The organism is Koromonas soli, from assembly GCF_059726265.1.
This window is the reverse complement of record NZ_AP040872.1, coordinates 389,373-415,654: the sequence shown is the minus strand read 5'-3', so window position 1 is coordinate 415,654 and position 26,282 is coordinate 389,373. Positions and strand designations below refer to the sequence as shown.

Below are 26,282 nucleotides of genomic sequence, written 5' to 3'. Positions count from 1 at the left end.
CATGAAGAAGGTCATTTCCGCTCTTGCTGTTCTGCTGCTGACTGTCGCTGCGTTCGCGCAGGGCACAAACTACAAGCAAGTCGCAAAGTTCGTCATCGGAGGAGAGGGCGGGTGGGACTATATCACCTACGATGAAAGCAGCAATCGTTTATTCATCGGACACAACAGCGCGATCTACGTTGTCGATGCCGCAACTGGCAAGAAGGTCGGTGAGGTTCCAGCAAACGGCGCGCACGGAGCGGCAATTGTTCCGGAGAAGGGCCTCGGATTCAGTTCGAATGGCCGCACCGGGACAGTGACCGTCTTTGATGCAAAGACGCTCGCGCCCAAGACCGAGATCAAGACCGGCGAGAATCCCGACGCCATCATCTATGACAAGTATTCGAAGGAAGTGCTTGTGATGAACGGCCGCAGCAAAGACCTCGCAGTGATCGATCCCGATTCGCTCAAGGTCATTGCAACCGTTCCGCTCGGAGGCAAACTCGAAGCAGCCGTAACCGACAGCGCACATGCTTACATCAACGTTGAGGACACCGGCGAGATTGCTGTAGTCGACACGAAGAACTGGAAAGCGACGCAGCGCTGGAAACTCGGAGGATGCGAGGAGCCTTCAGGACTCGCAATCGATGAAACGAAAGGTCATCTTTTCGCGGTCTGCGGAAACAGCAAGATGATGGTGATCGACGCACAGACGGGCAAGACGATTGCGACTCTGCCGACGGGCAGCGGAACCGACGGCGCTGCATTCGACCCCGGAGCAAGGCTGGCATTCGCGTCAAACGGAGAAGGGACACTGACGATCGTGCACGAAGGAAAAGCTGGCAAATATGAGGTTGCGGCGAACGTCAAGGCGGAACGCGGTGCGCGTACTGTTGCCGTCGACCCAAAGACCCACCGGGTCTATTTGCCAACCGCCGAATTCGGCCCGCCCGCGGAAGGACAGAAGCGCCCGACCGTGACCCCCGGAACTTTCATGGTGCTGGTCTACGCACCAGCAAGAGACTAACCAAGCCACGTTCTTGAGGGAGCTGTGCGCTTCTTCTCCGCCCAGGACTGTTCTAGTTTGTGCCTAGCAGCGGGGTAGCGGCCGTTAAAAATGCGCAAAAAGAACAAGAAGAAGCTCATCTGTCGCAAGATCGTTCTTCGTCTGCCGGACCTGTATCAAGCCAAGTCCGCTGTCCTCAACAGCCTGCGTTCGCCTCGTTCTGGCGAAATCCGCGTGGCCGACACGAGGAATGGCGAGCAGAAACCTGATCTGCTATGTTGTTTCCATGCGTCTGGTAATCAACGGTGATGAACGCAATCTCAACGCAACGAAGCTCGACCTGCTCGTCGAAGAGCTCGGCATGAAAGGCGACCGTGTCGCCGTCGAACTCAATCGCGACATCGTCCCCCGCGCCAATTGGTCTGCAACCGATCTCCACGACGGCGACCGCCTCGAAATCGTGCACTTCGTCGGCGGCGGCCTCCGCTAGCGCAAACGCGAGGGTGGCCCAGAGTTGGCGGTTTTCCAACTCTGGGTATTAGAGCAAACGAAAAGGCCGCTCCTATTGAGCGGCCTTCTCAATGTGTGCACCCCCACGGAGCACACGGGTATAACTTAGCGCTGTTGGCTTGCTGCTGCCCCGGGCGTCTGCTGCTGCGGCTGTTGCTGAACCTGACCGCTTGCCGGAGCGTTCGCCTGCTGATTCACATTGTTGGTCATCAGCCGTACGTCCACTCTGCGGTTTTCCGCCCGGCCACGAGCCGTGCTGTTCTTCTCGACCGGAGCGTCCTTCCCGAGCCCGATCACAAACACTTTGTGCGCAGGCACATTGTACTTCGAAGCCAGGTACTGAGTCACTGCCGCCGCGCGGCGCTGGCTCAGCTGATAGTTGTAAGTGGGGTCGCCCACCGAATCCGTGCGGCCCTCGATCTGGATGATGTAGCCCTTCACGTTTGTGATCTGCTGGCCGAGTTCGTCCAATTGCTCCCGGTCCTTACGGGTAAGATCGGCCTTGTCGAAACCAAAGTGCACTGCGGCTTCCGTCACAGGGTGATAGTTGTCAAAATTGACTACCTGGTTCGTGAGTTCGTTCACGCCCGTGTTGGCCTTGGCTGCGAGTTGCTGAGCCTGGTCGGCCTGCTGTCCTGCTGCAAGTGCCTTCTGGTCAGCGGAGCTGGCCTTGGCTTCCACACCCTTGATACCCTGCTGTGCGCGAGCGTCCGTGTCGCGAATACCACGAGTCGTCTGCGCCGTACGATCATCTAATTCATCAACCTTGTTGATAATCGGGTTTACCTGCTGCGCCACATTCTTCTTGGTAGCGCAACCCACTGTGAGGGCCATAGCGCCGACTACAAGAATGGGGAGATACGGTTTCATAGATGCTCCTTGGGGCTTGGATTGCTGGTTCGAAGGCAACCCGAAACGGTAGATGCCCTGCTACAGTCGATGTCCGTAAGAGCACGCATGATGCCATGCTTCATCCAATACAGAATCAACAACTTAGCTAACCATCTGAAGCACCTGAACGGAGTTTCCTGCCTGAGACGAGTAGAATTTTCATAGGATCACGTTCGCCCGGCGCCGACATGAGTCCGCCAGAGACTCTGGCCAGAACACAAGCAGTATGGATTTACATCAGAAGATCAAAACCGTTCCCACCGATCCCGGCGTTTACCTTTACAAGAACGCCGAAGGCGAGGTCATCTACGTCGGCAAGGCTAAGAACCTGCGTGCGCGTGTGCGCTCCTATTTTGTCGAGGGTGCCAGCGAAAACGCCAAGACCGGCAGCCTTTTACGCGAAGCCGTTGACATCGAGTACATCGTTGTCGGCAACGAGCACGAGGCGCTCGCGCTCGAAAACAACCTCATCAAGCAGAAGAAGCCCCGCTTCAACATTCTGCTGCGCGACGACAAGACCTACCCGTACGTAAAAATCACCTCCGAGCGCTTTCCTCGCGTTTACGTCACGCGCAAGCTGCGCAAGGACGGAGGCAGCTACTTTGGCCCCTATTTCCCTGCCAATCTCGCCTACCGCATCGTCGATCTCATTCACCGCCACTTCCTCATTCCGTCCTGCAAGATCGACCTCACCCGGGAGCACGCGCGCCCGTGCCTGCAGTACTACATCAAGCGCTGCCTCGGTCCCTGCGTCAGCGGCCTGACCACGCCCGAAGCCTACGCCGAAGCGGTCCATGACGTTCGTATGCTGCTCGAGGGCAAGCCCTCCGAGCTTTCTCGCTCTCTTCGCGAGCGCATGGAGCACGCGGCCGAAGACATGCAGTTCGAGCTCGCCGCCAAGTACCGCGACCTCATCGTCACCGTCGAGCAGTTGAATGAAAAGCAGCGCATCGCCTCCGCCGAAGGCGACGATGTGGACGTTATCAGCTACCACTACGAGAACCACCTGCTGGCCGTGAACGTCTTCCACATGCGCGGCGGCAAGGTGCTCGACCGCCGCGAGTTCTTCTGGGAAGACCTCGGCGAACTCGAATCCGATCACGGCTTCGAAGTCGGAGAGTTTTTCAGCACCCTGCTCAAGCAGCTCTACGTTGACGCACCGTACGTTCCGCGCACCATCTACATCCCCGTCGAGTTCGAGGACCGCGAAGCCCTCCAGGACCTGCTCAGTTCGAAGCGCGGCTCACGCGTTTACATCGATGTTCCTCAGCGTGGCGACAAGCGATCACTCATTGACCTTGTCGGCAACAACGCCCGCCAGTCCTATGATCAGCGCTTCCGCGTCATGAAGCCGCGCACCGACGTCATCAAGAGCGTGCTGCAGGACACCTTCCTGCTCGCCGAAGAACCCCGCCGCATCGAGTGCTTCGACATCTCCCACATCCAGGGTGCCGAAACCGTCGCCTCCATGGTCGTCTGGGAAGAGGGCAAGATGCGCAACTCCGAGTACCGCAAGTTCATCATCCGTACCGTCGAAGGCATCGACGACTTCAAGTCCATGCACGAGGTCGTTACCCGCCGCTACAAGCGCCTGCAGGAAGAGAACAAGCCCATGCCATCTCTCGTCCTCATCGACGGAGGCCTCGGACAACTCCACGCCGCCGCCCGCGCTCTCGAAGAGCTAGGACTCGCCTCGCAACCCATCGCCTCCATCGCCAAGCGTGAAGAGATCCTCTACCTTTACGGACAGGAAGATGAGCCCATCGTCCTCGACCGTCACTCGCCCGTGCTGCTTCTCATCCAGCAGATCCGCGACGAAGCGCACCGCTTCGCTATCACCTTCCACCGCAAGCGCCGTCAGATGCGCGATCGCGCCACCGAACTTCGCGACGTCCCCGGCATCGGCGAACTCACCACCCGCCGCCTCTTGCAGCACTTCGGCTCCCTGCACGCCGTAAAGCAGGCCAACTACGCCGCCCTGACCTCGGTCGTCAACACCAAGCAAGCCGAAGCCATCCTCGACTTCTTCCGCGACAAACAGTAGCCGAGCACCCTTCGCCACTCATGAAATCCATGGGTGCATGGAAGACCACCGGTCTCATGGACAAACCGGGCAGTTGCCTTTGCTCTTGCTTTTGTACTTTTGGTTTTAAGGTGTCACCCTGAGCGCCGCGAAGGATCCCAGCGTCGTCCAAATATCCACTGCTGCCCGTAAGGCCCCCTCGGCCACCTACCCGCAGCACGCGCCAGCAACCTCTACCCCTCAACAGCCCTCTTCGCCAAATACAGCGCTCCCTCAAACGGCTGTCGTTCGCTGATGCGCACATGCACCTCGGGCCTGTCCGTGCGAATGATGTTGCTGAAAACCTGCCGTACCCGCGCAGAATTCGCAAACACTCCACCCGTGATCGCGATATCCAGTTCCTCGTGCCCCACCCACAACCGTCGCACCACAATCTGCGCAATGCGCGCCAGCTCGATTCCTGCTGCCGTCAGAATTTCGCTTGCCATTGCGTCCCCGCGCTCTGCCGTATCCAGCACCACCGGAAATAGTTCCGCGAGATTCACTCCATGCGGATCATTGCAGCGCTGCACCAGTTGTTCGCGCGTGACAATCTTCCAATGCTCCATGATCGACGTCACCAGTTCGCTGCTGCGTCCCATGTCCAGCGCGCGAAGGCATTGCGCAATTGCCCGCTGTCCGATCCAGAAGCCCGACCCTTCATCGGAAACCAGCTTTCCCCATCCTCCAGCGCGTGCTGTTTCGCCGCGCTCATTGCGGCCAAATGCAATCGAGCCTGTTCCGGCAATGCACACAGCTCCCGCTCGAGCAGGGAAATACGCTTCAAGGGCGATCACCGTGTCGCCGACCACTTCTACAGGTTTTCCGGGGACCAGTTCCGAAAGGATCTTCGCGATTTCCCTGGCATTCTCCGGAGACGCAGCACCCGCCACTCCTGCACATACCGATGAGATATCGCTCATCGATATCCCAGCCAATGCGAGCGCGCCTTCGATCGCCATCCGCAGCGCACTCTTCGCCTGCTCATTGGAGACCGAGTTCAGGTTGCACGCGCCCGATGTGTGTGTCCCAATAACCGATGTGCCGTCCGACACTGCGGCCGTGCACTTGCTTCCTCCGCCATCGATTCCCAGGAAAAATGCCATCGCGATTTCATTGTGGCATAGTCCTGCGAAGAGAGCTGTGGAAGAATGCAATGGGGGATGGCATTGCGCACTGGCGACCAACAACCGGAATTACTGCGGCAAATGAACGGATGGCACGCCACTGCCGTCGTCGTTGGCACCATCATCGGAAGCGGCATTTTTCTTGTGCCTGCCGAGATGATGCAAGCCGTCGGATCGGCCCGCATGGTGTACGCCGTCTGGATCGTCGGCGGCATACTCTCGTTTTTCGGCGCCCTCACCTATGCCGAGCTCGGCTCCATGAAGCCCCAGGCTGGCGGCGAATATATCTTCATCCGCGATGCATACGGTTCCGCCGCGTCGTTCCTCTACGCCTGGACCTGGTTCATCATCGCCAAGCCTGCCTCCATCGCCAGCGTAACCACCGGCATCGTGCGCGTCCTTGGAACGTTCACTGCGCTCGGATTTCTCTCCCACACTGCAGCCCTCGGCATCACCTGGGGACAGCTTTTTGCCATCGCGCTCACCGTCGCCATCTCCGCGCTCAACTACGTCGGAGTGCACCGCGCCGCGAATTTCCAGCTCATCTTCACCCTCGTCAAGATCGCTCTCGTCATCGGAATCGCAACCCTTTGCTTCGCCTATGCCGGAGGCACCTGGCACAATTTCGCTGGCGTGGTCACCGATGCTCAAGGCGGCATCGCAGGATTCATGGCTGCGCTCGTCGCCGCCCTCTGGGCCTACGATGGATGGAACGATCTCAACATGGTCGCCGGAGAAGTGAAGCGTCCCGAGAAGATCATCCCACGCGCGCTCATCTCCGGAGTCGCCATCGTCGGCGTTCTCTACATGCTGACCAATGCCGCCGTGCAGTATGTTCTGCCCGCATCATCCGTAGCCGCCTCGCAGCACGCCGCAACCGATGCCATGCGCATTGCCGCCGGAGCCTCCGGAGCCGCGCTGGTTGCCATTGGAATGGCCTTGTCCATGCTCGTCACACTTAATGGCACCGTCATGAGCGGAGCCCGGGTCCCTTACGCAGTCGCCCGCGATGGATATCTGTTCCCCGCGCTTGCCGAGGTCCATCCCCGCTTCCGCACACCCACCGTCGCTACCATCGTGCAGTGCGCCCTTGCGACCGCGCTGCTTCTCGTCTCCGGAAAATTCCGCGAGCTCTTCTCACTCGCCATCTTCGCTGAATGGCTGTTTTACATGATCGCCGCCAGCACCATCTTCGTCTTCCGTCGCCGCGATCCCCAAGCTGCGCGCCCGTACCGTGTATTCGGATATCCAGTCGTCCCGGCCGTATTCGTCCTGGCCTCCGCCGTCCTGCTCTACTACTCCTTCATCGACAACCTGCGCCTTTCCCTCGGTGGCGTCACCGTCATCCTCGCAGGCATTCCCGTCTATCTGCACTTTGCTCGCAAGCACCTCGCTTGAGCACCGCTTGCAAACCGCTCGCCCGCTCCTGCATCTCTAACCTTGTGCGAATCGCTCTCTTCCTTCTTTTGGCCGCACCACTATTCGCCCAAGCCGCACCGCCTGCCAGCCTCTACCGCTGTTGGTCAGGAGGCTTCGCTCACCTCTCCGCTGGAACTCTGACTCTCTCCGCCGACGGCCATTACGAGAGCTACCGTCACGGTGGAGGCGGCAAATACACCTTCACCCTAGCGAACTCCACCATCGAGTTCCGCACCGGCGACTATCACTATTGGGAATACAAAGGCGTGTTCCAGCCCACCGAGCGCAATCGCATCGTGCTCATGCCCCTCGACGCCACCCAACCCATCGGCACCGAGCGCCCCGGCGAATACCAATACTGCTACCCCGAAGCCTGAGCTGTTCTCGCGAGCAACAAGAGAACTCAAAGAAAAGGGTGTCCTGAGCGCAGCGAAGGATCCCTACTACCGATCTTCGCCAGGGTGGCCCAGAAGTTGGCGATTTTCCAACTCTGGGCTCCCGCAACAATCACACCGCCACATGCCTCGATGCTCTCGCCCGCTCATAAATCTTCAAATACTCTCTCGCCGCGACCGTCCACGAAAAATCTCTTGCCATTCCGTTGAGCATCAGCTTGTTCCATTCGTCCGGCTTCGCATACGTAGCCAGCGCCGCGCGAACGGTATTCAACAGTGCCTCGGCCGTGTACTCGTGGAATTTGAATCCCGTTCCCTTCCCGGTCTTCGCATCCCACGGCTCAATCGTGTCGTCCAAGCCGCCCGTAGCGCGCACAATCGGCACCGTCCCATACTTCAGCGAATAGATCTGGTTCAACCCGCACGGCTCATATCGCGAAGGCATCAGGAACATGTCCGAGCCCGCTTCGATCTTGTGCGCGAGTTCGTTGTCATATCCCACCTTCACCGCAAACTTCCCTGGATACTGCTTTACCAGCCGTCGGAACAGGTCTTCATAATCCTTATCTCCAGCGCCCAGCGTAACCATCACTACGTTCTCGCGCGCCAGCCTGTCCGCCGCCAGCGAGATCAGGTCAAATCCCTTCTGCGCCGCGAAACGCGACACAATTCCAATCACCGGCGTCGTCGATTCCGGATCAAGCGAGAAGCTTGCCAGCAGATCGCGACGGCATTTCTTCTTCCCTTCCAGCGCGTCAGGAGCGTAGTGCCCTGCGATATAGCAGTCTGTCGCCGGATTCCACTCGTGGTAATCCACGCCATTCAAAATGCCGGAAAGATATGCGCTGCGGCTGCGTAAAACGCCTTCCAGCCCAAATCCATATTCAGACGTTTGAATCTCCTGCGCATACTTGCGGCTCACCGTCGTAATGAAATCCGAATACACGAGCGCGCCCTTCAGAAAATTTATCTTTCCGAAAAATTCCAGCTTCGTCATCGTGAACAGGTCCCACGGCAGCATCAGCAGAGGCAGCGTGTCCGGCGAGAAAATTCCCTGGTATCCCACGTTATGAATCGTGAATACCGTCGGAATACCGCTCAGCGATGGATCTTCGTCATACAACGTGCGCAGCAGAACTGGAATGAGTGCGGTCTGCCAATCATGGCAGTGAAACACGTCGGGCACGCCGAGAATCTTTGAAGCCTCCAGCACCGCGCGACAGTACAGCGCAAAACGCTCGGGATTGTCGTGGTAATCCCCCAGCGGAGTACCGTACAAAGCATCGCGGTCGTAAAAGGGAGGATAATCGATGAAATAGAATTGGACACCGTGCTGCACACCGGCATCGAGCACCGAACAGAAGCGGTATCGGTCATCGAATGGAACAGTGATGCTGGGAATGACCGTTTTGGGATACTGAAGTTGAGTCTGCCGGTAAAGAGGAAGATAAACCGTGACCCGGTGACCAAGTGCGGCGACGGCGCGTGGCAATGCGCCTACGACGTCAGCGAGCCCCCCAGTTTTGGAATAGGGCACACACTCGGATGCGGCAAACAAGACGTGCACAGATGCCTCCGCTAACGCACAAACAGCAGTTGGATGCGCTGGATTGAAGAATGGAATACACGTAACCGTGAAGTCTAACGGTCAACAGGAAAGGCGGTCAAACTTGGCCAAGCTTTTGGAAAATCAATCGGCGAGCACCAGGAAGCCGAAGCTGGGACAAAACTTCCTCGTGGACATCGATGCCATGCAACGCATCGTGGACGCCTTGGGAGATGTGCAGCACACCACGGTCATCGAGATCGGTCCCGGCGAAGCGGCCTTGACCGAGCTGCTGGCCAAGCGCGCCGGACGGCTGATCGCCGTGGAGCTGGATCGCGTCCTGGCGGCGCAACTGCGCATGCGATTCGCGCCCCAGCCCAACGTGGAAATCCTTGAGGCGGACATCCTGCAGGTCGATCTCGGAACCGTCCTGGGCTCCACGCCGGGACCCTTGCGCGATCTGCGTCCCACCGGACTGTTCAAGACGCAGGTGGTCGGAAATCTCCCTTACTACATCACCAGCGATATCCTTCTGAAGCTCTTTTCCGCAGGCAATCGCGTCGAAAGCCTCGTGCTGATGGTGCAGAAGGAAGTCGCCGATCGCGTCGCCGCCGCACCCGGCAGCCGCGATTACGGACTCCTGTCAGCCACGGCGCAGATGTACGGCACGGTGGAGAAACTCTTCGAGCTGGGACCGGAATCGTTCGACCCTCCGCCCAATGTCCGTTCGGCTGTGTTCCGCATGAAAATGCAGCCGCGCTTTATCGAACTCAATGTCGATGAGGCTGGCTTCATCAGCTTCCTGAAGACGATGTTCGCCCAGAAACGCAAAACCGTGACCAACAACCTGAAGCTGGCCTACGACAAGGCCGTAGTCAAAGCCGCCTTGGCCGCAGCGGAAATCCAAGGCTCGACGCGAGCTGAGGCGATTTCGCTGGAGGACATGGCGCGGCTTTATCGTCATCTGAAGCAGTTATAGAAGGACGGTGCCAGTATGAGCGGCATGGTAAGGCAACCAGCAGTTGCTGGACAGTTCTATCCCGGCTCGCAGGCGGAACTGCTGCGCGATGTGCAAAGATTTCTCGGCTCCGCGCCGAACAGGAAGAGAGCTCTCGGAATCATCGCGCCCCACGCAGGCTACATGTATTCCGGAGGCGTTGCAGGCGCTGTGTACGCACAAGTGGAGGTGCCGCGAAAGGTGATCGTGCTCTGCCCCAATCACACTGGTGTCGGCGAGCCGCTCGCGATCATCAGCGAAGGCAGTTTCCGCACGCCTTTGGGCGACCTGCAGATTGATACAAAACTCGCCGAGGCCCTGAAGGCTGGATTTCCCCTTCTTCACGAGGACCGAACTTCTCAGATTCGTGAGCACGCCATCGAAGTGCAGCTCCCGTTCCTGCAGGCCCTCCAACCGGAGCTGACTTTCGTGCCGATCACCGTTGGCACCGGCCAGTTCGAGGTTCTCACCGCCCTTGGAGTGGTGATGGCTAAGGTCATCGCCGAGTCTTCCGAGCCCGTGCTTATCGTTGCTTCCAGCGACATGAATCACTACGAGGACGACGCAGAAACCCGGGTGAAAGATGCGCTCGCCATCGAGCAGGTTCTCGCCCTCAAGCCGCGAGGTCTCTTCCAAACCGTTCGCGAGCAGAACATCTCCATGTGTGGCTACGGCCCCGCCGTCGCCATGCTTACCGCGGCAGTTCGGCTCGGCGCGCAATCGGCAGAGCTCGTGAAATACGCAACGTCGGGAGACGTTTCCGGAGATCGCAGCAGTGTTGTGGGATACGCAGGTGTCGCCGTCCGGTAATCGGTTCGCGCCCAGTGTTTCTTCGTAAAAGAAAGCCCCATCTCTCACTTGAGATGGGGTTTCTTACTCAAGGTTGACGATTAGCGGCGTCCTCCGCCTCCTCCGGCGTGCCCGCCACCACCCATACCGACACCACCTCCGCCATGGAAGCCTCCTCCAGCCGGTGCCGCAGGAGCAGAGCTCATCGAGCCATGTGAAACCGGCGGGCTACTGAAGTGCGGAGCCGCCCCCGGGCCCGGTGCCACCGTCACACGCGGATTCACACTCATTGGCGGCGGTCCTGCCACTCGGGGCGTAGTCGGAGCCACAGCCGGAGGTGGTCCTGCCACCCGCGGAGTTCCCGGCGCCACTGCCGGAGGTGCGATGCCTGGCCGCTGCACGGTTGTGCCCGTCATGTTCGCCGTCGGCGGGCGATGAACTTCAACGCCGGGACGCCCTGGGCGAACCATATCTCCAGTTTGCGTGAATGCCCCGCGCTGTCCTGAGATCGGCTGATTCGTTCCATGCAGAAGACCCGGGTTGAGCGTCGAGGTACCACGCACTACCGGCGCCCCGGCAGAAATCCCAGTGCGCGCACCTGCCGCTGCTCCCATGCTTGTTCCCGCCGAGCCCACACGCGAAGCAACCACCGGCCGAGTGGCAATTGTGCCGTGCGTGGCGTCCAAAAACCCGTGCTGGCCAGGAACAGAGTGTGTCGTCGTGATCGAGCCTACATTCAGATGCGAACCCGCCACAGCCACCGTCCCGCGAGTCACGTTCCTCGGCGGCTTCGGTCCATTGAATGCGCGCGACGGCGCTCCGTCAAACCGCGGCCTCGGATGCCATCCGCCGCCATGTCCCGGCCGGAGTCCCGGACGCCACCACCAGCCGCGACCGTTGATGTAGCACCAGTTTCCGTAGTAGAAAGGCGTCCATCCCCACGGATAGCCAGAGACGAACGTCCAGCCCCAGAACGGATAGTAGCTCCACGCTCCGTAACCGTAGGGATTCCAGTCCAGTCCGACGCCGTAGGGCTGCCACATCGTGCCGTAGCCCGGGATATCCGTGTACTGGCCGTAATAGCCTAAGTCAGCAGTTCCGGGCGCATATCCATCGGAATACTGTGCTCCCGACTGCGCCTGCTGCTCCTGGTATTGATCCCGCTGCCGGTTCCAGGCATCCGCCGGCTCCGCAGGAATCGTATCCTGTCGAGCCGCGCTCTCTGCCTGCCCGAGAACATAGTTATAGGTTTCACCGCTGCGGATCTTGGCTTCCTGCGGCCCATCGACTACGGAAACCTCTCCCTGCAGCAGCGACAACGAAGCCGTCTGCTCATCTACCGTGAAGCGCAGCTTCGAAGGCTTATTGATGACAAATACCTCTCCGCTCCGCGCAAGCACCCGAAACTCGTCATGATGGTGCAGCCGCGCATTCACATACACCTGTCCGGAATCGACCTGAACCTGGTTCACCTTCGAGCCATTATCGTTGGCCGAGAGCGCCAGCATCGTGATCTGCGAAGGGCCGACCAGACGGACACTGCTTCCGTCTTCGAACTCCAGCTCAGCTTTGGCGTTTTCCGCCGCGTATATGCGAGCCCCGGCGATCACTGGCATATTGTTGATGGCCTGCTCCCAGCCGTCGCCTGCATTGCGGTCAATCTGCACGTCTCCCTGAGCCAGGCTGAGGCGCACGATGCGAATGTTATTGGCGGCGAAAGCTGGAATGGCGGTAAGAACGAAGAGCACGACAGCTACACCGAACAGCCGAACTCTATGGGTGGTCATGGATGACACTCCTGCCATTAACAGTATGAACTCGTTGTCAGGCAGAAAGATTCGCAAAGAAGTAAAGATCATTTAACTTTTGTGTCGCTGACTTCCGAAGTCCGAATCTGCAGTATGTGCCGGGCACGCTGACGGGCAATGTTCAATACCGTCGGATCATCAGCAATCTTCGTGAGCACCGGGTGCAGTAGTTGCAATTCCCCAAGCTGCCCCGAGGTGGCGAGGTCTTCCACTCGTTTTAGCGCATTATCCAGAGAGAGCTTATCGAAACGAAGCTGGAACTTCAGGCTCTCCCCCATCTCAATCGTAGAGGAGACATTCTGCAGCAGCTGCGTCACTCGCGAGAGTTCCGGCGACGAGCTGTAGTTGTAAGAGATTTTCGCTGGAGCGCCGCTGCCCGGGTCATATGCAAAAGTCTTCGTCCCCGTATAGGCGACCTTCACCTTGTCGAGCGTATTCTGCAATTCGCGAACCTGTGGTGCTACCGAGAAAATCAGCTTTCTCGCTTGCGCAGACAATGTAAAGCTGAATTCAAACGGCTCGGGCGTCTTATCCCCATCAGAGTTGGCATTATGAATTGGCACCGAGCGATACCTCGTGCTTCCGTCCGCCTGAATCGTGAACTCGAAAAACTGCGGATCGCGCGTCGGCCAGCGCTCAGAAAACGTGACATGTGCGGAAGTGGCTGGCTGCGCAAGTACCGTAGAAGCAAGAGTCAGGAGCAGAGCTAGCGCAAAGGTTCTCATCGTTCCCATTCAGGATTTCGCTGTTGCAGACTGTCGAAGAAGAGTAGCCGAGGTATGGATGTGGCAAATGGCAATCGCCAGCGCATCCGCCGCATCGGCCGGCTCGGGAACCACCTCCAGATGCAGCAACCGCGCCACCATTACCTGCACCTGCGATTTTTCCGCCCGCCCGTATCCAACCACCGCAGACTTGATGGCCAGCGGCGCATAGGCGACCACTCCCAACCCATGCTGCGCTGCCGTCATCATCGCGACTCCGCGAACATGCCCCAGCTTCAGTGCGCTCTTGGCGTTCACCGAATAGAACACGTCCTCAATCGCAACCACCTCGGGCTGAAACCGTGTGATTTGCTCGGAGAGCCCCTCGAATACCTTCTTCAGACGCAGTTCCAAAGCCTCGCGCGGCGAGAGTCGGATTGCTCCCACGGCCAGAGCTTCCAGCTTGCGTCCGTCTCCTTCGACGACGCCATAGCCTGTGTATTCCCCGCCGCAGTCAACCCCTAGGACACGCATGCTGGAAGTGTAGCCTGAAAGCGAAACCTGGGGCAAAGAGCTTTCGGCGGACGGAGCATTCAGAACTCCCAGCCCTCGTCACTGGTATGCTGTTGGGCGCAAGGAGAAGCGATGGAATTTCGACGGCGAATCGCGTGGCTTGCAACAACCAGCATCCTGGCCCTCGGAGCGGCTCTGGCCGAAGCGCCTCCGCTGAGTGAGCGCGTCGTGGCTTACCAGATCGAGGGCACCTACAATTCCAAGGCGCACACGCTCGACGCAACCGAGTTGCTCACCTACACGAACCGCACCGGCACCACGCTTACCAAGTTTCCCTTCCATCTTTATCTCAATGCCTTCCAACCCCAGTCCACGTGGATGACCGAAGCCCGGCGCGGAGGACAACGCGATTCCGAAGAAGGCGAGGAATGGGACGACAAGCACTTCGGCTCCAACGAGGTGAAATCGCTGGAAGTCGTCGGCGTGGGCGACCTCACAAAGCAGATGAAGTTTGTATCGCCCGACGACGGCAACGCCAACGACCGCACCGTCTTTGAAGTCGCCCTGCCCAAGCCTCTCGCTCCTGGCGCCAGCATCCAGTTCCGCATTCACTTCTTGGCAAAGTTCCCTGAGGTAGTAGCGCGCACCGGTTACAAGCGCGACTTCCTCATGGCCGGTCAGTGGTTTCCAAAAGTGGGTGTCTGGTGGAACGGTTTCTGGAACTGCCATCAATTCCACGCTTCAACCGAATTCTTCGCCGACTTCGGAACCTACGACGTGAAGCTCACTCTTCCTTCGAAATGGAACATCGGTGCGACCGGATTGCAGACCTCCGCCAAAGACAATGGCAACGGCACGCAGACCGTTGCGTTCCATGCCGAAGACGTACACGACTTCGCGTGGACCGCCGATCCCAACACAAGAATCGTTGAGGACTCCGTGCGACTCCGCCAGGGCCCGGTCAAGATTCGCATGCTCATGCAGCCCGGACACATGGCCACCTCGCCGCGTTACATGGACGCCCTGAAAGGAACCATGCGCAAGTTCGACGATTGGATCGGGCCATACCCCTATCCCCAGATCACCGTCGTCGATCCGCCTCACGGTGGCGGCGCTGCCGGAGGCATGGAATACCCCACGCTTATCACCGCCGACACCACCTGGTGGATGCCGAAATCCCTGCTCGAGCCCGAGGTCGTCGTCGAGCACGAGTTCGGCCATCAGTATTGGTATGGCATGGTCGCCACCAACGAGTTTGAAAATGCGTGGATGGACGAGGGCATCAACCAGTACACCGAAGCCAAAGTGATGGACGCGCTCTACGGCAAGTGGACGTCCAATCTGAACTCCCGCATCGCAACCCTGGGCGAGCGCGGTCAAGATCGGCTTGGCTACGTGGCGCGAGCAGATCGTGATCCGCTCTCCCGTCCGGCATGGATGTTCGAGGACCTGGCTGCCTATGGCGGGACTACCTATGCCAAAACCGCACTCATGCTGCTCACCCTCGAAAGCCTCATCGGCGAGCAAACCGTCATGCGCGGGCTCCACACTTACTTCGATCGATACAAGTTCAAGCACCCAAGACCCGAAGATTTCACCTCGACCATGAACGAGGTCGCGGGACAGAACCTCGACTGGTACTGGAAACAAGCGATCTACGGCACTCAGACCCTGGACGATCGCATTCTCCGAGCCAGTTCCGAGCGCGTGGACTGGTGGAGCAAGCAGGACGAGAAGAAGGGCACGACCGTCTATCACAGCGAGGTACTCGTGCATCGACGCGGCGAATTCGACCTGCCCGTCGTCATCCAGGCGAAGTTCGACGATGGCACCACCGTTCGCGAGCGTTGGGATGGCAAAGACCGCTGGCATAGCTTCGCCTGGGACGGAAAAGCCAAGCTCGTCTCAGCCGAGGTCGATCCCGACCACGGCTACGTCCTCGACCGCGATCCCTTCAACAACAGTTGGATCGCGAAAGCAGATCGCCGCGCCACCGGAAAGATCGCCGGGTATTGGACTCTTCTGACGCAATGGTTGCAACAGCTACTCAGTTGGCTGGCTTAGAACGGGAGCTATCGATGAACGGAAGCACGAGAAGCGCTGCGGGTTTGGTTTGGCGGCATCAGCGGCTGGTCTGGTGGATCTTCGTTGTGAACCTCGTCCTCGCGTGGCTCAGCTCTCTACCCACCCGCGCGACCTTGAGTTCGGTTCTCGACCGCAGCTTGCAGTCGTCCAAATTGGTGACCAGCTTCGATGTCGAATCCTTCGGTCTCATGCTCCAGCGCCCCGATGTTTCCACCCGGATTCTTGCGCCCAGCGCGATTGCTGCCATGCTGCTTTTCCTGGTCTATCTTCTGTTCATCGATGGCGGCGTGCTCACCGTCTATCTCGAAGACAGAAAGCTGAACCGGGCAGAGTTCTTCGAAGCCTCGGGCCTTTACTTCTGGCGAATGGTGCGACTGGCGCTGCTCTCGCTTGCTCCCTTCGCACTCATCGCTGCCGCCCAGGGCGCGTTGCAAAAGTGGGCTGGCAAGCTCGCCGACGATGCTGCCTGGGATCGCACCGGATTCGTGGTGGGCCTCACAGGAATGCTCATACTACTGATGATCGCAATCTTTGTGCGTATGTGGTTTGACGTCGCACAGGTGCACGTTGTCCGCGACAACGAACACCGCTTGCTGCGAGTCCTTGGCTACAGCTTCAGACTCGCCCTGCGCTGGAGAAAGCTATACGCATCCTACCTGGGAATCGCGGCGTTCGCGGTTTTGACTTTCGCGTTGGGCATCGCCATCTGGATATCTGTGCCACACGCTGCTACTGCGTTAAGTTTCCTTTTGCTGGAGTTAGTCACCCTCGCGCAGATTGCATCGCGGCTATGGATGAAAGCGGCCACCTCAAGATGGGTCAGCGTGGACTCTGTGGTCGTATCTCTACCTGTTCCGGCGGAACACACCGAGCAGCACCCTGTAGCGGAGTAAACGCCAGGTCATTCAGGTGGCCCAGAGTTGGTGATTTTCCGACTCTGGGCTCTCTCCTCCGCCGCTACTCTCCCGCACAATCCTTCGGATCACCCTGCATTTTGCGAACTGCATGCGGAATCGCCGCCCACACCGCCTGAAGATTTTCAATCGCCGCCTTTGGACTCCCGGGCAGGTTCAGAATCATTGTTCGCTGCCGGATTCCGCAGATCGCGCGTGAAATCATGCCATGCGGGGTCTTCGCCATACTCGCCGCTCGCATCGCTTCTGCAATCCCGGGTATCGTGCGGTCCAGCACCTTCTGCGTAGCCTGCGGAGTGACATCGCGCGGCGAAACTCCTGTCCCTCCCGTGGTGACGATCAGATCGACAAATGTTGATTCAGACCAGCGAATCAGCATCTGCCCGATCAGTTCCTGCTCATCGGGAACGATTCCCGTGGAGACCACTTCTACTTCGCGCTCCTTCAACCACTGTGACAGCGCTGGGCCGCTCTCATCGACGCGCTCGCCTCGAGAACCTTTATCGCTAATCGTAAGAATTGCTGCTCGCATGATTCCCTTCGCTCTTTCTGCACAGCCATTGTAATCCTGCGAGCTTCAACACTTAGCGTTTCACCGCAATGCCGTTCATCTCAAAATGTCCTCCGCGCAGCAGCGGGCCAGAGCCAACGAACGCGCGAGCTGGAAAGTCCTTGGAGAAATAAGTTTTATACACGGCATTGAATCGGTCATAGAGCGTGACGTCGGGGCAGAACACCTGCACCATCACGAGGTCGTCCATCGTCATACCAGCCTGCGATAGAACAGACTTAAAGCCGTCGAGCAGCATGTGAATCTCCTGATCGAGATCGTCAGGAGCCTTGTTCGTCTTCGGGTCGTAACCTATTCGGCCCGCGATATACAGAGTGTTGCCCACCATCACCGCGTCGCTGAATGGAAGTTGCGCGTTGTGCGTCGGCAGATTCATATAACGCCGCGTCGTCGTGCTTGCTTTGTCTTGAGTTTTCGATTGTGCGAAGAGCATGCCGGGAATGGCGAGCACCGCAACGAGAATCAGAGTCAGGACCTTCATGTGTAAACTCCTTTCGAAAGGTGTGCGGAAGGAATCTTGCTGGTGCCCTCAGGTTGTACTGTTTTCAAAGCAAAAAAGCGGAGGCCATTAGCCTCCGCCTTACACTTGCAGCTCTGCCTCTTACTTGCCTGTGGTCGCTGGCTCTTCCTGCGCAATCGTTCGCGCCGGAGGAGTCATATTCGGCAGCAACTTGCCTTCGCCCGGGCCTTCCAGCTTCTTGCATGGCTGCTTGGCCCGCGCCAGGTGAAGATAGTCCAGCACCAGCTTGCGCTTGAGTAGCTGAATCGCCTTCCCCGGATCGACTCCCTTCGGGCACACGCGCGAACACTCGCCCGCGTAGTGGCAGCGGAAAGCACCACCCTCGCCACCCGCAACTTCCGCGCGAATCGCAAAACCTTCGTCGCGAGTGTCCGAGTTATACCGCTGCAACGCCGTCAGCGGCATCGGCCCAAGGTAGCGAACGTCCGTCGCCAGCGTCGGGCAAGCTCCCATGCAGCATCCGCACTTGATGCAGTACGTGAACTGCAGATACGCTTCCAGTTCCTCCGGCGACTGATAAAACTCGCCTTTGCGGCTATTCAACTCGACTTCATCCCGAATGATGTTAGGCCGTACCGAAGCATGCTTGTCGAACATCGAGACCAGGTCAGGAACCAGGTCGCGAATAATTTCAAAGTTCGGCAGCGGCCCTACCGCTACATCGTGATCCGTGATGTGCAGTATCTGCGTATTGCATGCCAGTGTGGGCGAGCCGTTGATCAGCATCCCGCACGATCCGCAAATTCCCATGCGACACGAGTAGCGCCACACCAGCGTGGGATCCAGATTCTCCTTGATCCAGTGCAGTCCATCCAGAACCGTCATACCCTCCGCAACCTGAACCGCGTAGGTCTGCACGTAAGGCTTCGTATCCTTCTCCGGGTTATAGCGAGTCACATGGAAGTTGATGGTCTTTATCGTTTTCGATTCACCCATGACTATCGACCTCCTGCAAGTGCCACGGTCTGCGCGGCTGCATGAGCGACAAAAGCCGCCCAGGTTCCCAGCGAAAACAGCCCGACGCCCACGATGAAGAGAACTGCCGTAAGCGCCTTCTCCACGGCTGGCTTCAGTGTCAGTTCAAGCAGGATCGTGCGCAGGCCATACAGTCCGTGGTACAGTCCCACGCCCAGCAGAACGACATAGGTCAGGGTGAAACAGATCTTGCTGTCGCGCCACTGCACGTTCTCCATCGAAACCGAGTCCGAACCGTGAGGGGCAAAGAGATGGGCCGTGCCGCCCATATGCATGATCACCATGTGCAGTCCGAGCAGCCCGAGCAGCACCACTCCGGCAGCCATGTGCCAAGTCCAATATTTTGTTCCGTTGCTCATTTCAGTTCCCTTCTACTTTGCCAAGCCCAGGAAGTTGTACCCACCCACCAGCAGGAAGACGAACGCAATCGCCATCACCGCAATCAGCAATGGCCGCTGCACTCCCACTGAAGTTTTGTAGGGATAGATCGGCTCGATCGGTTTTCCCACCGCAAAACCGAGCTCGACCAGAACGAGGCGCAGTCCGTTGAAGGCGTGGAACGCAAACGCCGCCACCACCGCGAACTCGCCCAGCTTGAAGATGGGCTGATGAAAGAACTGACCTTCCGTCCAGAGATACACTCCCTTGACGCGCAGGCTGGTCACTACCGTGTGCATGAGCAGGTAAACGAGAATTGCGAGTCCGGTAAGACGATGAAGAATGTATGCGTAGCGCTCGACGCCCCAGCGTCCGCCTCCCAGCCATCCCCACACGCCCAACCGATTGTCGTGCCGCTTAAGTTCAGACATTTCTTACTCCGTTTGAATTCCGTTGAATAAATGACATTAGTATTTGCGTTCGACGGGCTTCCACTTGTTAATAGTCACCGGCTTGTATTCGAGACGCGGCGTTGCGCCCGTGTGATACACCATCGAGTGCGCCAGGAAGTTCTCGTCGTCGCGCACCGGATAGTCGGTGCGTGCATGTCCGCCGCGCGATTCCTTGCGCGCCAGGGCTGCCATCATCAGCACCTCAGCCAGCTCCAGCATGTTTTCCGTTTCCAGAGCCTGAATCAGATTGGTGTTATAAATGCGGCTCTTGTCCTCGATACGAATGCCCTTGAACCGCTCGCGCAGCTCGTGAATCTTGTCGAGCCCCTTCTGCATGGAGTCGCCATTGCGATACACGCCCGCGTGCTGATCCATCACCGTGCGAAGCTCGCGACGAATCGCCGCAGGGCTTTCCGCGCCGCGCTGCTGCAGCAGTCCCATGAAGATTCGCTTCTGCTCATCGCACGCCTTCGTCTGCGGAACCTCGGCGAGTGCCGGATTCGTGCCCAGATACTTCGCGATCTCCCCGCCCGTAATGCCGCCCCACACAAGACACTCCGCCGTCGAGTTGCAGCCCAGGCGATTGGCTCCGTGCATCGAGTGGCAAGCGACCTCGCCCGCCGCCCAGATGTTTTCCACCTTCGTGCGGCCATTGATGTCGGCTTCAATTCCGCCCATCGAGTAGTGCGCCACCGGACGAATCGGAATCTGCTGCGTGATCGGGTCCAGCCCGAGGAACTTGATGCACACTTCGCGGATCAGCGGCAGCCGCTTATTGATCACGTCCGCGCCAAGATGCGTAAGGTCGAGATGAATGTAATCCAATCCATCCGGCCCCTTGAATCCGCGACCCTCCAGTATCTCCGTCATCTCCGAGCGCGAAACGATATCGCGTGGAGCCAGTTCCATCATCTTGGGCGCGTACTTCTCCATGAAGCGCTCGCCCTTGCTGTTGCGCAGGTATCCGCCTTCTCCGCGGCAACCTTCCGTCATCAGAATGCCCGAGGGCACCAGTCCCGTCGGATGGAACTGCAAAAACTCCGGATCCTCCATCGGCAACCCGGCCCGGAAAGCAATCGCCTGTCCGTCTCCCGTCACCGTCTGCGAATAGGTCGTGAACCCGTACAGCGTTCCCAGTCCGCCGGAGGCCAGCAGCAGCGCCTTGCCGCGTATAACCTGGAATTCTCCGGTCGGCGCGTGATACAGCGTAAGCCCCGCAAACACGCCGTTCTCAATCAGGATCGACGTGACAAAACCTTCATCGTAGCGGGTGAAACTGTTGTACTTCACCAGCGTGTCATACAGAGCCTGCATCTCGAAGAAGCCGGTCTTGTCCGCCGCCATGCACGCACGCGGAAACGTATGGCCTCCAAACGGACGCTGCATAATGCGTCCATCTTCTCGTCGCGACCACGGCACGCCCCAGTGTTCCAGCAGCCGAATCTCATCCGGCGAAGTCTTAACAAAGCGCTCCACCACATCCTGATCGGCGAGAAAATCCGAGCCCTTGATGGTGTCCCACTCGTGCAGTTCGAAGCTGTCGCCCTCTTCCGGACGCATCACCGCGCCCGTTCCACCTTCAGCGCAGACCGAGTGCGCCCTCATCACCTGCACTTTCGAGATGATGCCGATATCGGCCTTTCCCTTGGTTTGTATGCTGATTTCGACCGCCGCCCGAAGTCCCGCGAGGCCGGTTCCTAGTATGAGTACGTCGTGAATAATTTCCTGCATGCTTCCTCTTTCACACCACTCCCCGGACGTAGAAGAGACGTTCCAGGGCCATTAAGTAGAGAACAGAAAATCGTATTGCACGGAATTACAAGCTGGCTGTGAGGTACGTCTCTTTGGCAGGTGAGATGGAACGGCTTTGAACAAGGAGGAAAATTATTGGAAACGCTAGGGGCGTTCTGAGGTGGGTAATCTTGCTACAAAGATTTCGATACGACAGCTAACATGAACTGCTCAAACTCGCTCGCAGAGCGGCACTCTTCCAGCTTTCGGTGAGTTTCGACAGTCAAGCGTAACTAATGTCGAGCTATCTTCTAACCTCGTACCGCATTGCTACCGCCCCTGAGCCAAACTCCACCCGGCTCACGAGCCTCAAATCGACACGCTTCGATAGCCCCGCGAACAACGTTGGCCCGTGGCCCACCAGCCTGGGATGCACCACCAACTCGTACTCATCGATCAGTCCCAGTTCCGCCAGCGCCAGCGGAAGCTTCACGCCCCCCACGAGCAGTCCCTTACCCGGTTCGAGCTTAAGCTGCTGAACAGCCTTCCCCACATCTCCGCGCACGAGTTCCGCGTTCCAATCTACATGGTCCAGGGTGCTCGACACGACGTACTTCTTTGCCGCGTCGATTGTCCGCGCAAAGGGTAACCCCCAATCAGCCATCCAATCAGGACCCACGCCAGTCTGCGCCGGAGCCCGCCACGCTGTCTCCATCATTTCGTAAGTCACCCGGCCAAAGATGAGAGCATCGGCTTGGTTGAGGTTTTCGACCGCGTGGCGATGTAAGTCTTCGTCCGCGATCATTTCACGATGATCGCAGCACCCGTCCAATGTGACATTGATGGAATACCGAAGCGGTCGCATGACGTATCCGTACCTCCACTCAAGGCTAGATAGTACACAGCGATTCTGCCCTGCCACGAATTAGCTCTGTGCTCTATTCGTCCGGCTCCGTCACTGGCTCCGGCTCTCGGACTTCCGCTTTTGATTCCTCTCCCGCAGCCTTCGCCAGCAACTTATCCAGACGGTAACCGGCTTCCGAAGCGGCCGTCGCAGCCTCGTTCACTGCCGCGAGTATCGCCGCAATCGTCTCTCGCGAAGGCTCCGCCTGCGCCGCCAGCCTGCATAGCGCCGGAAGCTGCAGCCACCACACGAGTTCTTCAAACGATTCCTTCTTGATGTACGTAACGCCCTTGTCTTCATGCGCTCCGGTCAGCCACCGTACATCCGGGTCCTGCCAGAACGAAGCCGAGTACATCGGAACCTCCACCGGAGCCGATTCAATCGTCTCCGGAATCGAGTCCGCTACCGTCTCGCTCTCCTCGGCCGTTACCACCGGCTCCACGTTGATCCGCGTCAGTTCCGCCGGTTCCGTCGCTGTCTTCTCCGGCTCTTGCGACGAGAACACCTTTGCCTCGATCAGCAGCGAAACCTTGATACGCGCCGCCACCCGCCAGCGCTCTTCGCCTTCAAATCCCAGAGCCCCGAACGCCTGCCCGAGCGGCTCACGCAGACGTAAGCGGTCGAACAGGTCCACCGCCGTGCGCCCCGTCTGTTGCTTGTCAATCGACGAAGCAAGCAGTTCGAGCGAACTCCACGCCACCACCGGTCCCCACATCGACGTCGCAATCTTCTGCGGGCTATGGCTTGGCAGCACCCGCCGCGCCGCCGCAGGCCACCGCTCCGGGAATAGCGTCTCCAGCGCGGAAGCACGCATCGCCGCCCTCGTGCGTTCGCGGAACTCAGCTTCCATCGACGCCGGGGTCGCGATTTCCAATGCTTCGTGATGCCCGTTGTGAGTGCGATAGAACAGTTGTGATTCGCGCAGGAACTCCCTTGTGCGACGCCACGCCGCATCCAGAACTTCCTCCAGCCCCACCTGAATCGACTCTTTCTTCTCCGCCGGAAGCTTATCGCTCGCAACCTTCTCGAATCCGAGTGGCGCGTGCTCCGTGTAATCCGCAACGCTGCGTACCAGCGCCGGCTCCAGCAATCGCCGCACCGAATCGTGAGCCGGTTGCAGTTCAAGCAGAATCAATTCGTCTTCGAGACTAGCCACTCCCCGCCCGCCCAGATGATCGCACAGCCGGTCCCACGGCTTTTCTGCCGTCGCCCGCAGCTCACGCCAATCCAGGAACACGTGACACTGATACGCATGTAGCTCGACCGTGAATCCGTGCTCCGCCACATTGACAGACCGCCGCAGATATTCCAGTCCCGTCAGCGAATCACGGAACGCCAGCACCACCGCCGAATCGGGATGCAGATCCAGACCTTCCTTCAACCGCCGCTGCCGCAAGTGTCCCGCCTGCTTATCGGCGTACGCTGCCGACGTATCCACCGTCCCTCGCGTCGTCGCGTATTTGTTGTTGTAAAGGATGAGCGCGCGCTGATTCCCCAGCCGGTTCGAGTATGCGAAAACGTTTTCGTCCACGCTGCCGTCTGCGCGATAGAAGTCATACAGCAGAAAGTTCGCGCTCTCCGCAAACAGTGCCCTATTGTGCAGCAGCGGAGCAATCTGCCGTTCATGTCGCGCAACCAGCCACGGGTCGGGATCTTCCTGGTATCGCGGCCAGCGATACTCCATCCCATACTTTTCGGTGAAACCCTCAATCTGCCCATGTCCAAACATCGGCAACCCCGGCAGAGTGGACATCACCGTAGCGACGCCAAAGCACTTGTCTCCTGTGCCAAACTGGTCAATCGCCGTGCGCTCGTCCGGATTGCTCATGAAGTTGACGTATCGCTTCATGATGTCCGGGTCGAACTCCAGCGTATTCTTGATCACCGAGCGATACTTGGCATTGTCTTCATCGCGCATCATGTTCATGAATGCACTGTTGTACACGCGATGCATGCCCAGCGTGCGGACGAAATAGCCTTCCATCAGCCAGAAAGCTTCCGCAAGCAGCAGGGTTCCGGGCACTTCGGCCGCCACGCGATCCACCACCTCGCGCCAGAACTCATGCGGCATGATGCGGTTGAATTCTTCCGTCGTCATCCCATACTCTGCCCGCGAAGGAATCGCCCCGCTGCTCCCCGGATTCGGAAACCACAGTCGCTGAAAATGCCGTTTCGCCAGCGTCATCGCCGCGTCAAACCGAATCACCGGAAACAGCCGCGCCACATGCAGAATCGTCTGGATCACCTGCTCGCGCACCGCCGGATTCAGGTAATCAAGCTGCGCCGTGTCATTCCACGGAAAGCTCGTGCCATCGTTGCCGTGGTAGATAAATCTCGTATCGCCCGAGTGTCTGTCGCGGCGCATGAACACCACCGCTGCATCCGTCTGCTCGTAGTAGTGCCGCTCGATCTTGATTTCGACCCGCGGGTCTGAAGACAAATCCGGCCCATCGAAGTTGTAAGCCGGATACGGCAAGTCCTGCCGCGAGATGAACCACTCAGGATGCTCGACCACCCAAGGCGAATCGATGCCCATATGATTCGGCACCATGTCGCTGGCCAGTCGAATTCCGCGCCGGAAGCACCGGTCGCGCAGAGAGATGTAAGCCGCCTCCCCGCCCAGATCGTCTGCAATCCGGTAATCGAAGAGCGAGTACGCCGACGCCACCGCGTCCTGATTCCCGCAAAGCTGCTTGATGGTTTTCGACGCCCGGCTGCGCTCCCAAATTCCAATCAGCCACAGCGAGTTCAACCCACGCCGCGCCAGATCGTCGAGATCCTCATCTGGAATCTGATCCAGTCGGCTGATGTCTCTCGAGTACTTACGCGAAAGCTGCGCCAGCCACACATAGGTGCTCTTGGCAATCAGCACCGCCGTAGGCATCCAGGCCAGATCGGCGCTGAACTTTTCGTACTCATTCGCCGGATCGCCAAACGTCGGCACGTCCGAGTGGCCGCTCATCCCGGGCCATTGCTGTGTTCCCATCTCGCGTCGTCTGCGCGCAGCTTCTTCGGCGGCCTTTGCGGCCGCAGCACGGGCGGCAGCCTCTGCCTCTGCATTCGGAGGATTGAACATCGCCCAGATTGCAAGATCTTCTTCCTGCAGGATCTCGCCCCCGATCAGCAGCAGCCGATCGAGGCTATCCCCGATCAGCGTCTTCCACTTCTTGCGAATCACGGACAGCTGCTCGCTCAGCGAGCCCGGAGCGTTCACTGCCGGAGCGCGCAGAAAGTCATAGAGGTTCACCGCCGTGGCGCCTTCCACCGGAATCAGCGGCCGCGTGGCGAAGTAAGCAGGAAGTTGCAGCGCAACTTGCCGATAGGCCGTCTTTGCCGCCAGGTCGGCATCGCGAAACAGTTCCTCGAAAGGGCGAAAGGCCTCATTTCGATTCGCCATCCACAACAGCATCATCTCTTCGAACGCCGCCGCACGGTGCGGAATGCCCTGAGTTGATCCCTTCAGCCACTCCCGAGCGGTCTGCTCTCCGCGATAAACACTCGTTCCCGGAAACTGCTCTACAAACGTCAGCAGCATCTTCTCGAGCTGCTCCGAGCCGACCTGCTCCGAGAAGTAATAAAGAGCGTCCACCATCACGTTCGGATCGAACTGCTCACGATACCGCGCCATCACAGCATGGCTGGCCTCATCAATCAGACCCATCGCGTAGAGAGCACCGGCGTTAACCGCGCGCTCGGGATGCCGCTTGGCATCTCGAACCAGGTTCATGCGATAAGCCAGTTGGCGGCTCGCCGCGATATTCGCAAAGACAACATTGCCCGTGAAGGAAAAGAGGCTATCTGGAAACTGATATCGATTGCGTACAGCTCTGGAAATGTGAAATTCCATCATCTGCTGTTCGTCCTGGATGAAGCCACGCTAAACATGATGCCAGATGCGAGGCATATCGGCACCCGGCCATAGAGGAAGCCTAGTCTTTGAGGAAGGAAATGCCAAATAGGGAGAGAAAAGGGGAAGTAAGTGAGCGTGAGTGAGTAAAACCTTGTG

The 26,282-nt window shown here is 58.7% G+C and carries 23 protein-coding genes; 9 read left to right on the top strand and 14 right to left on the bottom strand.

Annotation, left to right across the window (positions count from 1 at the left end; translation table 11 throughout):
* Nucleotide 1 precedes the first annotated feature (1 nt).
* Together AC6IY8_RS01810 and thiS are read left to right on the top strand one after the other, a co-directional pair.
* Nucleotides 2–1,006, top strand: coding sequence for a YncE family protein (locus tag AC6IY8_RS01810; protein WP_497776960.1), 1,005 nt, complete (start codon nt 2–4; stop codon nt 1,004–1,006).
* A gap of 229 nt (nt 1,007–1,235) precedes the next feature.
* On the top strand, nt 1,236–1,475 hold the full coding sequence (gene thiS, locus AC6IY8_RS01805; RefSeq protein WP_497776959.1) for a sulfur carrier protein ThiS: 240 nt from the start codon (nt 1,236–1,238) through the stop codon (nt 1,473–1,475).
* A gap of 125 nt (nt 1,476–1,600) precedes the next feature.
* On the opposite strand, the gene AC6IY8_RS01800 is transcribed toward thiS, so the two are convergent.
* Entirely contained in the window at nt 1,601–2,365 is a 765-nt protein-coding gene (locus AC6IY8_RS01800) for an OmpA family protein (RefSeq protein WP_497776958.1), read from the bottom strand.
* Between the two features lie 247 nt (nt 2,366–2,612).
* On the opposite strand from AC6IY8_RS01800, the gene uvrC reads away from it, so the two are divergent.
* Complete coding sequence (uvrC, locus tag AC6IY8_RS01795; RefSeq protein ID WP_497776956.1) at nt 2,613–4,430, top strand: excinuclease ABC subunit UvrC; 1,818 nt, start codon at nt 2,613–2,615, stop codon at nt 4,428–4,430.
* A 212-nt stretch (nt 4,431–4,642) separates the two neighbouring features.
* Here uvrC and AC6IY8_RS01790 read toward each other — a convergent pair whose 3' ends face one another.
* On the bottom strand, nt 4,643–5,554 hold the full coding sequence (locus AC6IY8_RS01790) for an N-acetylglucosamine kinase (protein WP_497776955.1): 912 nt from the start codon (nt 5,552–5,554) through the stop codon (nt 4,643–4,645).
* Between the two features lie 57 nt (nt 5,555–5,611).
* On the opposite strand from AC6IY8_RS01790, the gene AC6IY8_RS01785 reads away from it, so the two are divergent.
* Nucleotides 5,612–6,973 carry an APC family permease gene (locus AC6IY8_RS01785; RefSeq protein WP_497776954.1) on the top strand — a complete coding sequence of 454 codons (1,362 nt, stop codon included), beginning with the start codon at nt 5,612–5,614 and terminating at the stop codon, nt 6,971–6,973.
* 44 nt (nt 6,974–7,017) lie between these two features.
* Complete coding sequence (locus AC6IY8_RS01780; protein ID WP_497776953.1) at nt 7,018–7,371, top strand: hypothetical protein; 354 nt, start codon at nt 7,018–7,020, stop codon at nt 7,369–7,371.
* 130 nt (nt 7,372–7,501) lie between these two features.
* Here the strand turns inward: AC6IY8_RS01780 and glgA are convergent, their stop codons facing one another.
* Nucleotides 7,502–8,956, bottom strand: coding sequence for a glycogen synthase GlgA (glgA, locus tag AC6IY8_RS01775; protein ID WP_497776952.1), 1,455 nt, complete (start codon nt 8,954–8,956; stop codon nt 7,502–7,504).
* A gap of 103 nt (nt 8,957–9,059) precedes the next feature.
* Between glgA and rsmA the strand changes: the two genes are divergently transcribed.
* Together rsmA and amrB are read left to right on the top strand one after the other, a co-directional pair.
* Nucleotides 9,060–9,914 (top strand): 16S rRNA (adenine(1518)-N(6)/adenine(1519)-N(6))-dimethyltransferase RsmA, encoded by an 855-nt coding sequence (gene rsmA / locus AC6IY8_RS01770; protein WP_497776951.1) that lies wholly within the window; start codon nt 9,060–9,062, stop codon nt 9,912–9,914.
* Between the two features lie 15 nt (nt 9,915–9,929).
* A complete protein-coding gene (gene amrB / locus AC6IY8_RS01765) occupies nt 9,930–10,742 on the top strand; it encodes an AmmeMemoRadiSam system protein B (RefSeq protein WP_497776949.1) in 813 nt (270 codons plus the stop codon).
* 80 nt (nt 10,743–10,822) lie between these two features.
* Here the strand turns inward: amrB and AC6IY8_RS01760 are convergent, their stop codons facing one another.
* The 3 genes from AC6IY8_RS01760 to ruvC all read right to left on the bottom strand — a co-directional run bounded on the left by AC6IY8_RS01760 (nt 10,823) and on the right by ruvC (nt 13,767).
* A complete protein-coding gene (locus tag AC6IY8_RS01760) occupies nt 10,823–12,508 on the bottom strand; it encodes a DUF6600 domain-containing protein (protein ID WP_497776948.1) in 1,686 nt (561 codons plus the stop codon).
* 68 nt (nt 12,509–12,576) lie between these two features.
* On the bottom strand, nt 12,577–13,263 hold the full coding sequence (locus AC6IY8_RS01755) for a hypothetical protein (RefSeq protein WP_497776947.1): 687 nt from the start codon (nt 13,261–13,263) through the stop codon (nt 12,577–12,579).
* Complete coding sequence (gene ruvC, locus AC6IY8_RS01750; protein ID WP_497776945.1) at nt 13,264–13,767, bottom strand: crossover junction endodeoxyribonuclease RuvC; 504 nt, start codon at nt 13,765–13,767, stop codon at nt 13,264–13,266. It lies immediately after the preceding gene.
* Nucleotides 13,768–13,878: 111 nt separating this feature from the next.
* Between ruvC and AC6IY8_RS01745 the strand changes: the two genes are divergently transcribed.
* On the top strand, nt 13,879–15,810 hold the full coding sequence (locus AC6IY8_RS01745; RefSeq protein WP_497776943.1) for a M1 family metallopeptidase: 1,932 nt from the start codon (nt 13,879–13,881) through the stop codon (nt 15,808–15,810).
* Between the two features lie 14 nt (nt 15,811–15,824).
* Nucleotides 15,825–16,724: a hypothetical protein gene (locus AC6IY8_RS01740; protein ID WP_497776942.1), complete on the top strand. Its 900-nt coding sequence runs from the start codon at nt 15,825–15,827 to the stop codon at nt 16,722–16,724.
* A 64-nt stretch (nt 16,725–16,788) separates the two neighbouring features.
* Here AC6IY8_RS01740 and AC6IY8_RS01735 read toward each other — a convergent pair whose 3' ends face one another.
* From AC6IY8_RS01735 to AC6IY8_RS01700, 8 genes are all read right to left on the bottom strand, one after another.
* Nucleotides 16,789–17,277, bottom strand: a complete 489-nt coding sequence (locus tag AC6IY8_RS01735; RefSeq protein WP_497776941.1) for a MogA/MoaB family molybdenum cofactor biosynthesis protein — start codon at nt 17,275–17,277, stop codon at nt 16,789–16,791.
* 52 nt (nt 17,278–17,329) lie between these two features.
* Entirely contained in the window at nt 17,330–17,797 is a 468-nt protein-coding gene (locus AC6IY8_RS01730) for a RidA family protein (protein WP_497776940.1), read from the bottom strand.
* A 120-nt stretch (nt 17,798–17,917) separates the two neighbouring features.
* A complete protein-coding gene (locus tag AC6IY8_RS01725; RefSeq protein ID WP_497776939.1) occupies nt 17,918–18,772 on the bottom strand; it encodes a succinate dehydrogenase/fumarate reductase iron-sulfur subunit in 855 nt (284 codons plus the stop codon).
* A 2-nt stretch (nt 18,773–18,774) separates the two neighbouring features.
* Nucleotides 18,775–19,170 carry a succinate dehydrogenase/fumarate reductase transmembrane subunit gene (locus AC6IY8_RS01720; RefSeq protein WP_497776938.1) on the bottom strand — a complete coding sequence of 132 codons (396 nt, stop codon included), beginning with the start codon at nt 19,168–19,170 and terminating at the stop codon, nt 18,775–18,777.
* A 12-nt stretch (nt 19,171–19,182) separates the two neighbouring features.
* On the bottom strand, nt 19,183–19,620 hold the full coding sequence (locus AC6IY8_RS01715; RefSeq protein WP_497776936.1) for a succinate dehydrogenase/fumarate reductase transmembrane subunit: 438 nt from the start codon (nt 19,618–19,620) through the stop codon (nt 19,183–19,185).
* Between the two features lie 36 nt (nt 19,621–19,656).
* On the bottom strand, nt 19,657–21,372 hold the full coding sequence (locus AC6IY8_RS01710; RefSeq protein WP_497776935.1) for a succinate dehydrogenase/fumarate reductase flavoprotein subunit: 1,716 nt from the start codon (nt 21,370–21,372) through the stop codon (nt 19,657–19,659).
* Between the two features lie 304 nt (nt 21,373–21,676).
* On the bottom strand, nt 21,677–22,237 hold the full coding sequence (locus AC6IY8_RS01705) for a dihydrofolate reductase family protein (RefSeq protein WP_497776934.1): 561 nt from the start codon (nt 22,235–22,237) through the stop codon (nt 21,677–21,679).
* A gap of 73 nt (nt 22,238–22,310) precedes the next feature.
* Nucleotides 22,311–26,126 carry an alpha-amylase family protein gene (locus tag AC6IY8_RS01700; protein WP_497776933.1) on the bottom strand — a complete coding sequence of 1,272 codons (3,816 nt, stop codon included), beginning with the start codon at nt 26,124–26,126 and terminating at the stop codon, nt 22,311–22,313.
* Between the last annotated feature and the right edge of the window lie 156 nt (nt 26,127–26,282).

Excerpts from the sequence above, each read along its gene's own strand:
- AC6IY8_RS01755 (WP_497776947.1), bottom strand. The coding sequence starts at position 13,263 with ATGGGAACGATGAGAACCTTTGCGCTAGCTCTGCTCCTGACTCTTGCT.
- AC6IY8_RS01725 (WP_497776939.1), bottom strand. The coding sequence starts at position 18,772 with ATGGGTGAATCGAAAACGATAAAGACCATCAACTTCCATGTGACTCGC.
- uvrC (WP_497776956.1), top strand. The coding sequence starts at position 2,613 with ATGGATTTACATCAGAAGATCAAAACCGTTCCCACCGATCCCGGCGTT.
- AC6IY8_RS01790 (WP_497776955.1), bottom strand. The coding sequence starts at position 5,554 with ATGGCATTTTTCCTGGGAATCGATGGCGGAGGAAGCAAGTGCACGGCC.
- AC6IY8_RS01730 (WP_497776940.1), bottom strand. The coding sequence starts at position 17,797 with ATGAAGGTCCTGACTCTGATTCTCGTTGCGGTGCTCGCCATTCCCGGC.
- AC6IY8_RS01810 (WP_497776960.1), top strand. The coding sequence starts at position 2 with ATGAAGAAGGTCATTTCCGCTCTTGCTGTTCTGCTGCTGACTGTCGCT.
- AC6IY8_RS01785 (WP_497776954.1), top strand. The coding sequence starts at position 5,612 with ATGGCATTGCGCACTGGCGACCAACAACCGGAATTACTGCGGCAAATG.
- AC6IY8_RS01705 (WP_497776934.1), bottom strand. The coding sequence starts at position 22,237 with ATGCGACCGCTTCGGTATTCCATCAATGTCACATTGGACGGGTGCTGC.
- AC6IY8_RS01720 (WP_497776938.1), bottom strand. The coding sequence starts at position 19,170 with ATGAGCAACGGAACAAAATATTGGACTTGGCACATGGCTGCCGGAGTG.
- AC6IY8_RS01715 (WP_497776936.1), bottom strand. The coding sequence starts at position 19,620 with ATGTCTGAACTTAAGCGGCACGACAATCGGTTGGGCGTGTGGGGATGG.
- AC6IY8_RS01760 (WP_497776948.1), bottom strand. The coding sequence starts at position 12,508 with ATGACCACCCATAGAGTTCGGCTGTTCGGTGTAGCTGTCGTGCTCTTC.
- AC6IY8_RS01700 (WP_497776933.1), bottom strand. The coding sequence starts at position 26,126 with ATGATGGAATTTCACATTTCCAGAGCTGTACGCAATCGATATCAGTTT.
- ruvC (WP_497776945.1), bottom strand. The coding sequence starts at position 13,767 with ATGCGTGTCCTAGGGGTTGACTGCGGCGGGGAATACACAGGCTATGGC.
- AC6IY8_RS01800 (WP_497776958.1), bottom strand. The coding sequence starts at position 2,365 with ATGAAACCGTATCTCCCCATTCTTGTAGTCGGCGCTATGGCCCTCACA.
- AC6IY8_RS01735 (WP_497776941.1), bottom strand. The coding sequence starts at position 17,277 with ATGCGAGCAGCAATTCTTACGATTAGCGATAAAGGTTCTCGAGGCGAG.
- AC6IY8_RS01740 (WP_497776942.1), top strand. The coding sequence starts at position 15,825 with ATGAACGGAAGCACGAGAAGCGCTGCGGGTTTGGTTTGGCGGCATCAG.
- amrB (WP_497776949.1), top strand. The coding sequence starts at position 9,930 with ATGAGCGGCATGGTAAGGCAACCAGCAGTTGCTGGACAGTTCTATCCC.
- thiS (WP_497776959.1), top strand. The coding sequence starts at position 1,236 with ATGGCGAGCAGAAACCTGATCTGCTATGTTGTTTCCATGCGTCTGGTA.
- AC6IY8_RS01710 (WP_497776935.1), bottom strand. The coding sequence starts at position 21,372 with ATGCAGGAAATTATTCACGACGTACTCATACTAGGAACCGGCCTCGCG.
- AC6IY8_RS01745 (WP_497776943.1), top strand. The coding sequence starts at position 13,879 with ATGGAATTTCGACGGCGAATCGCGTGGCTTGCAACAACCAGCATCCTG.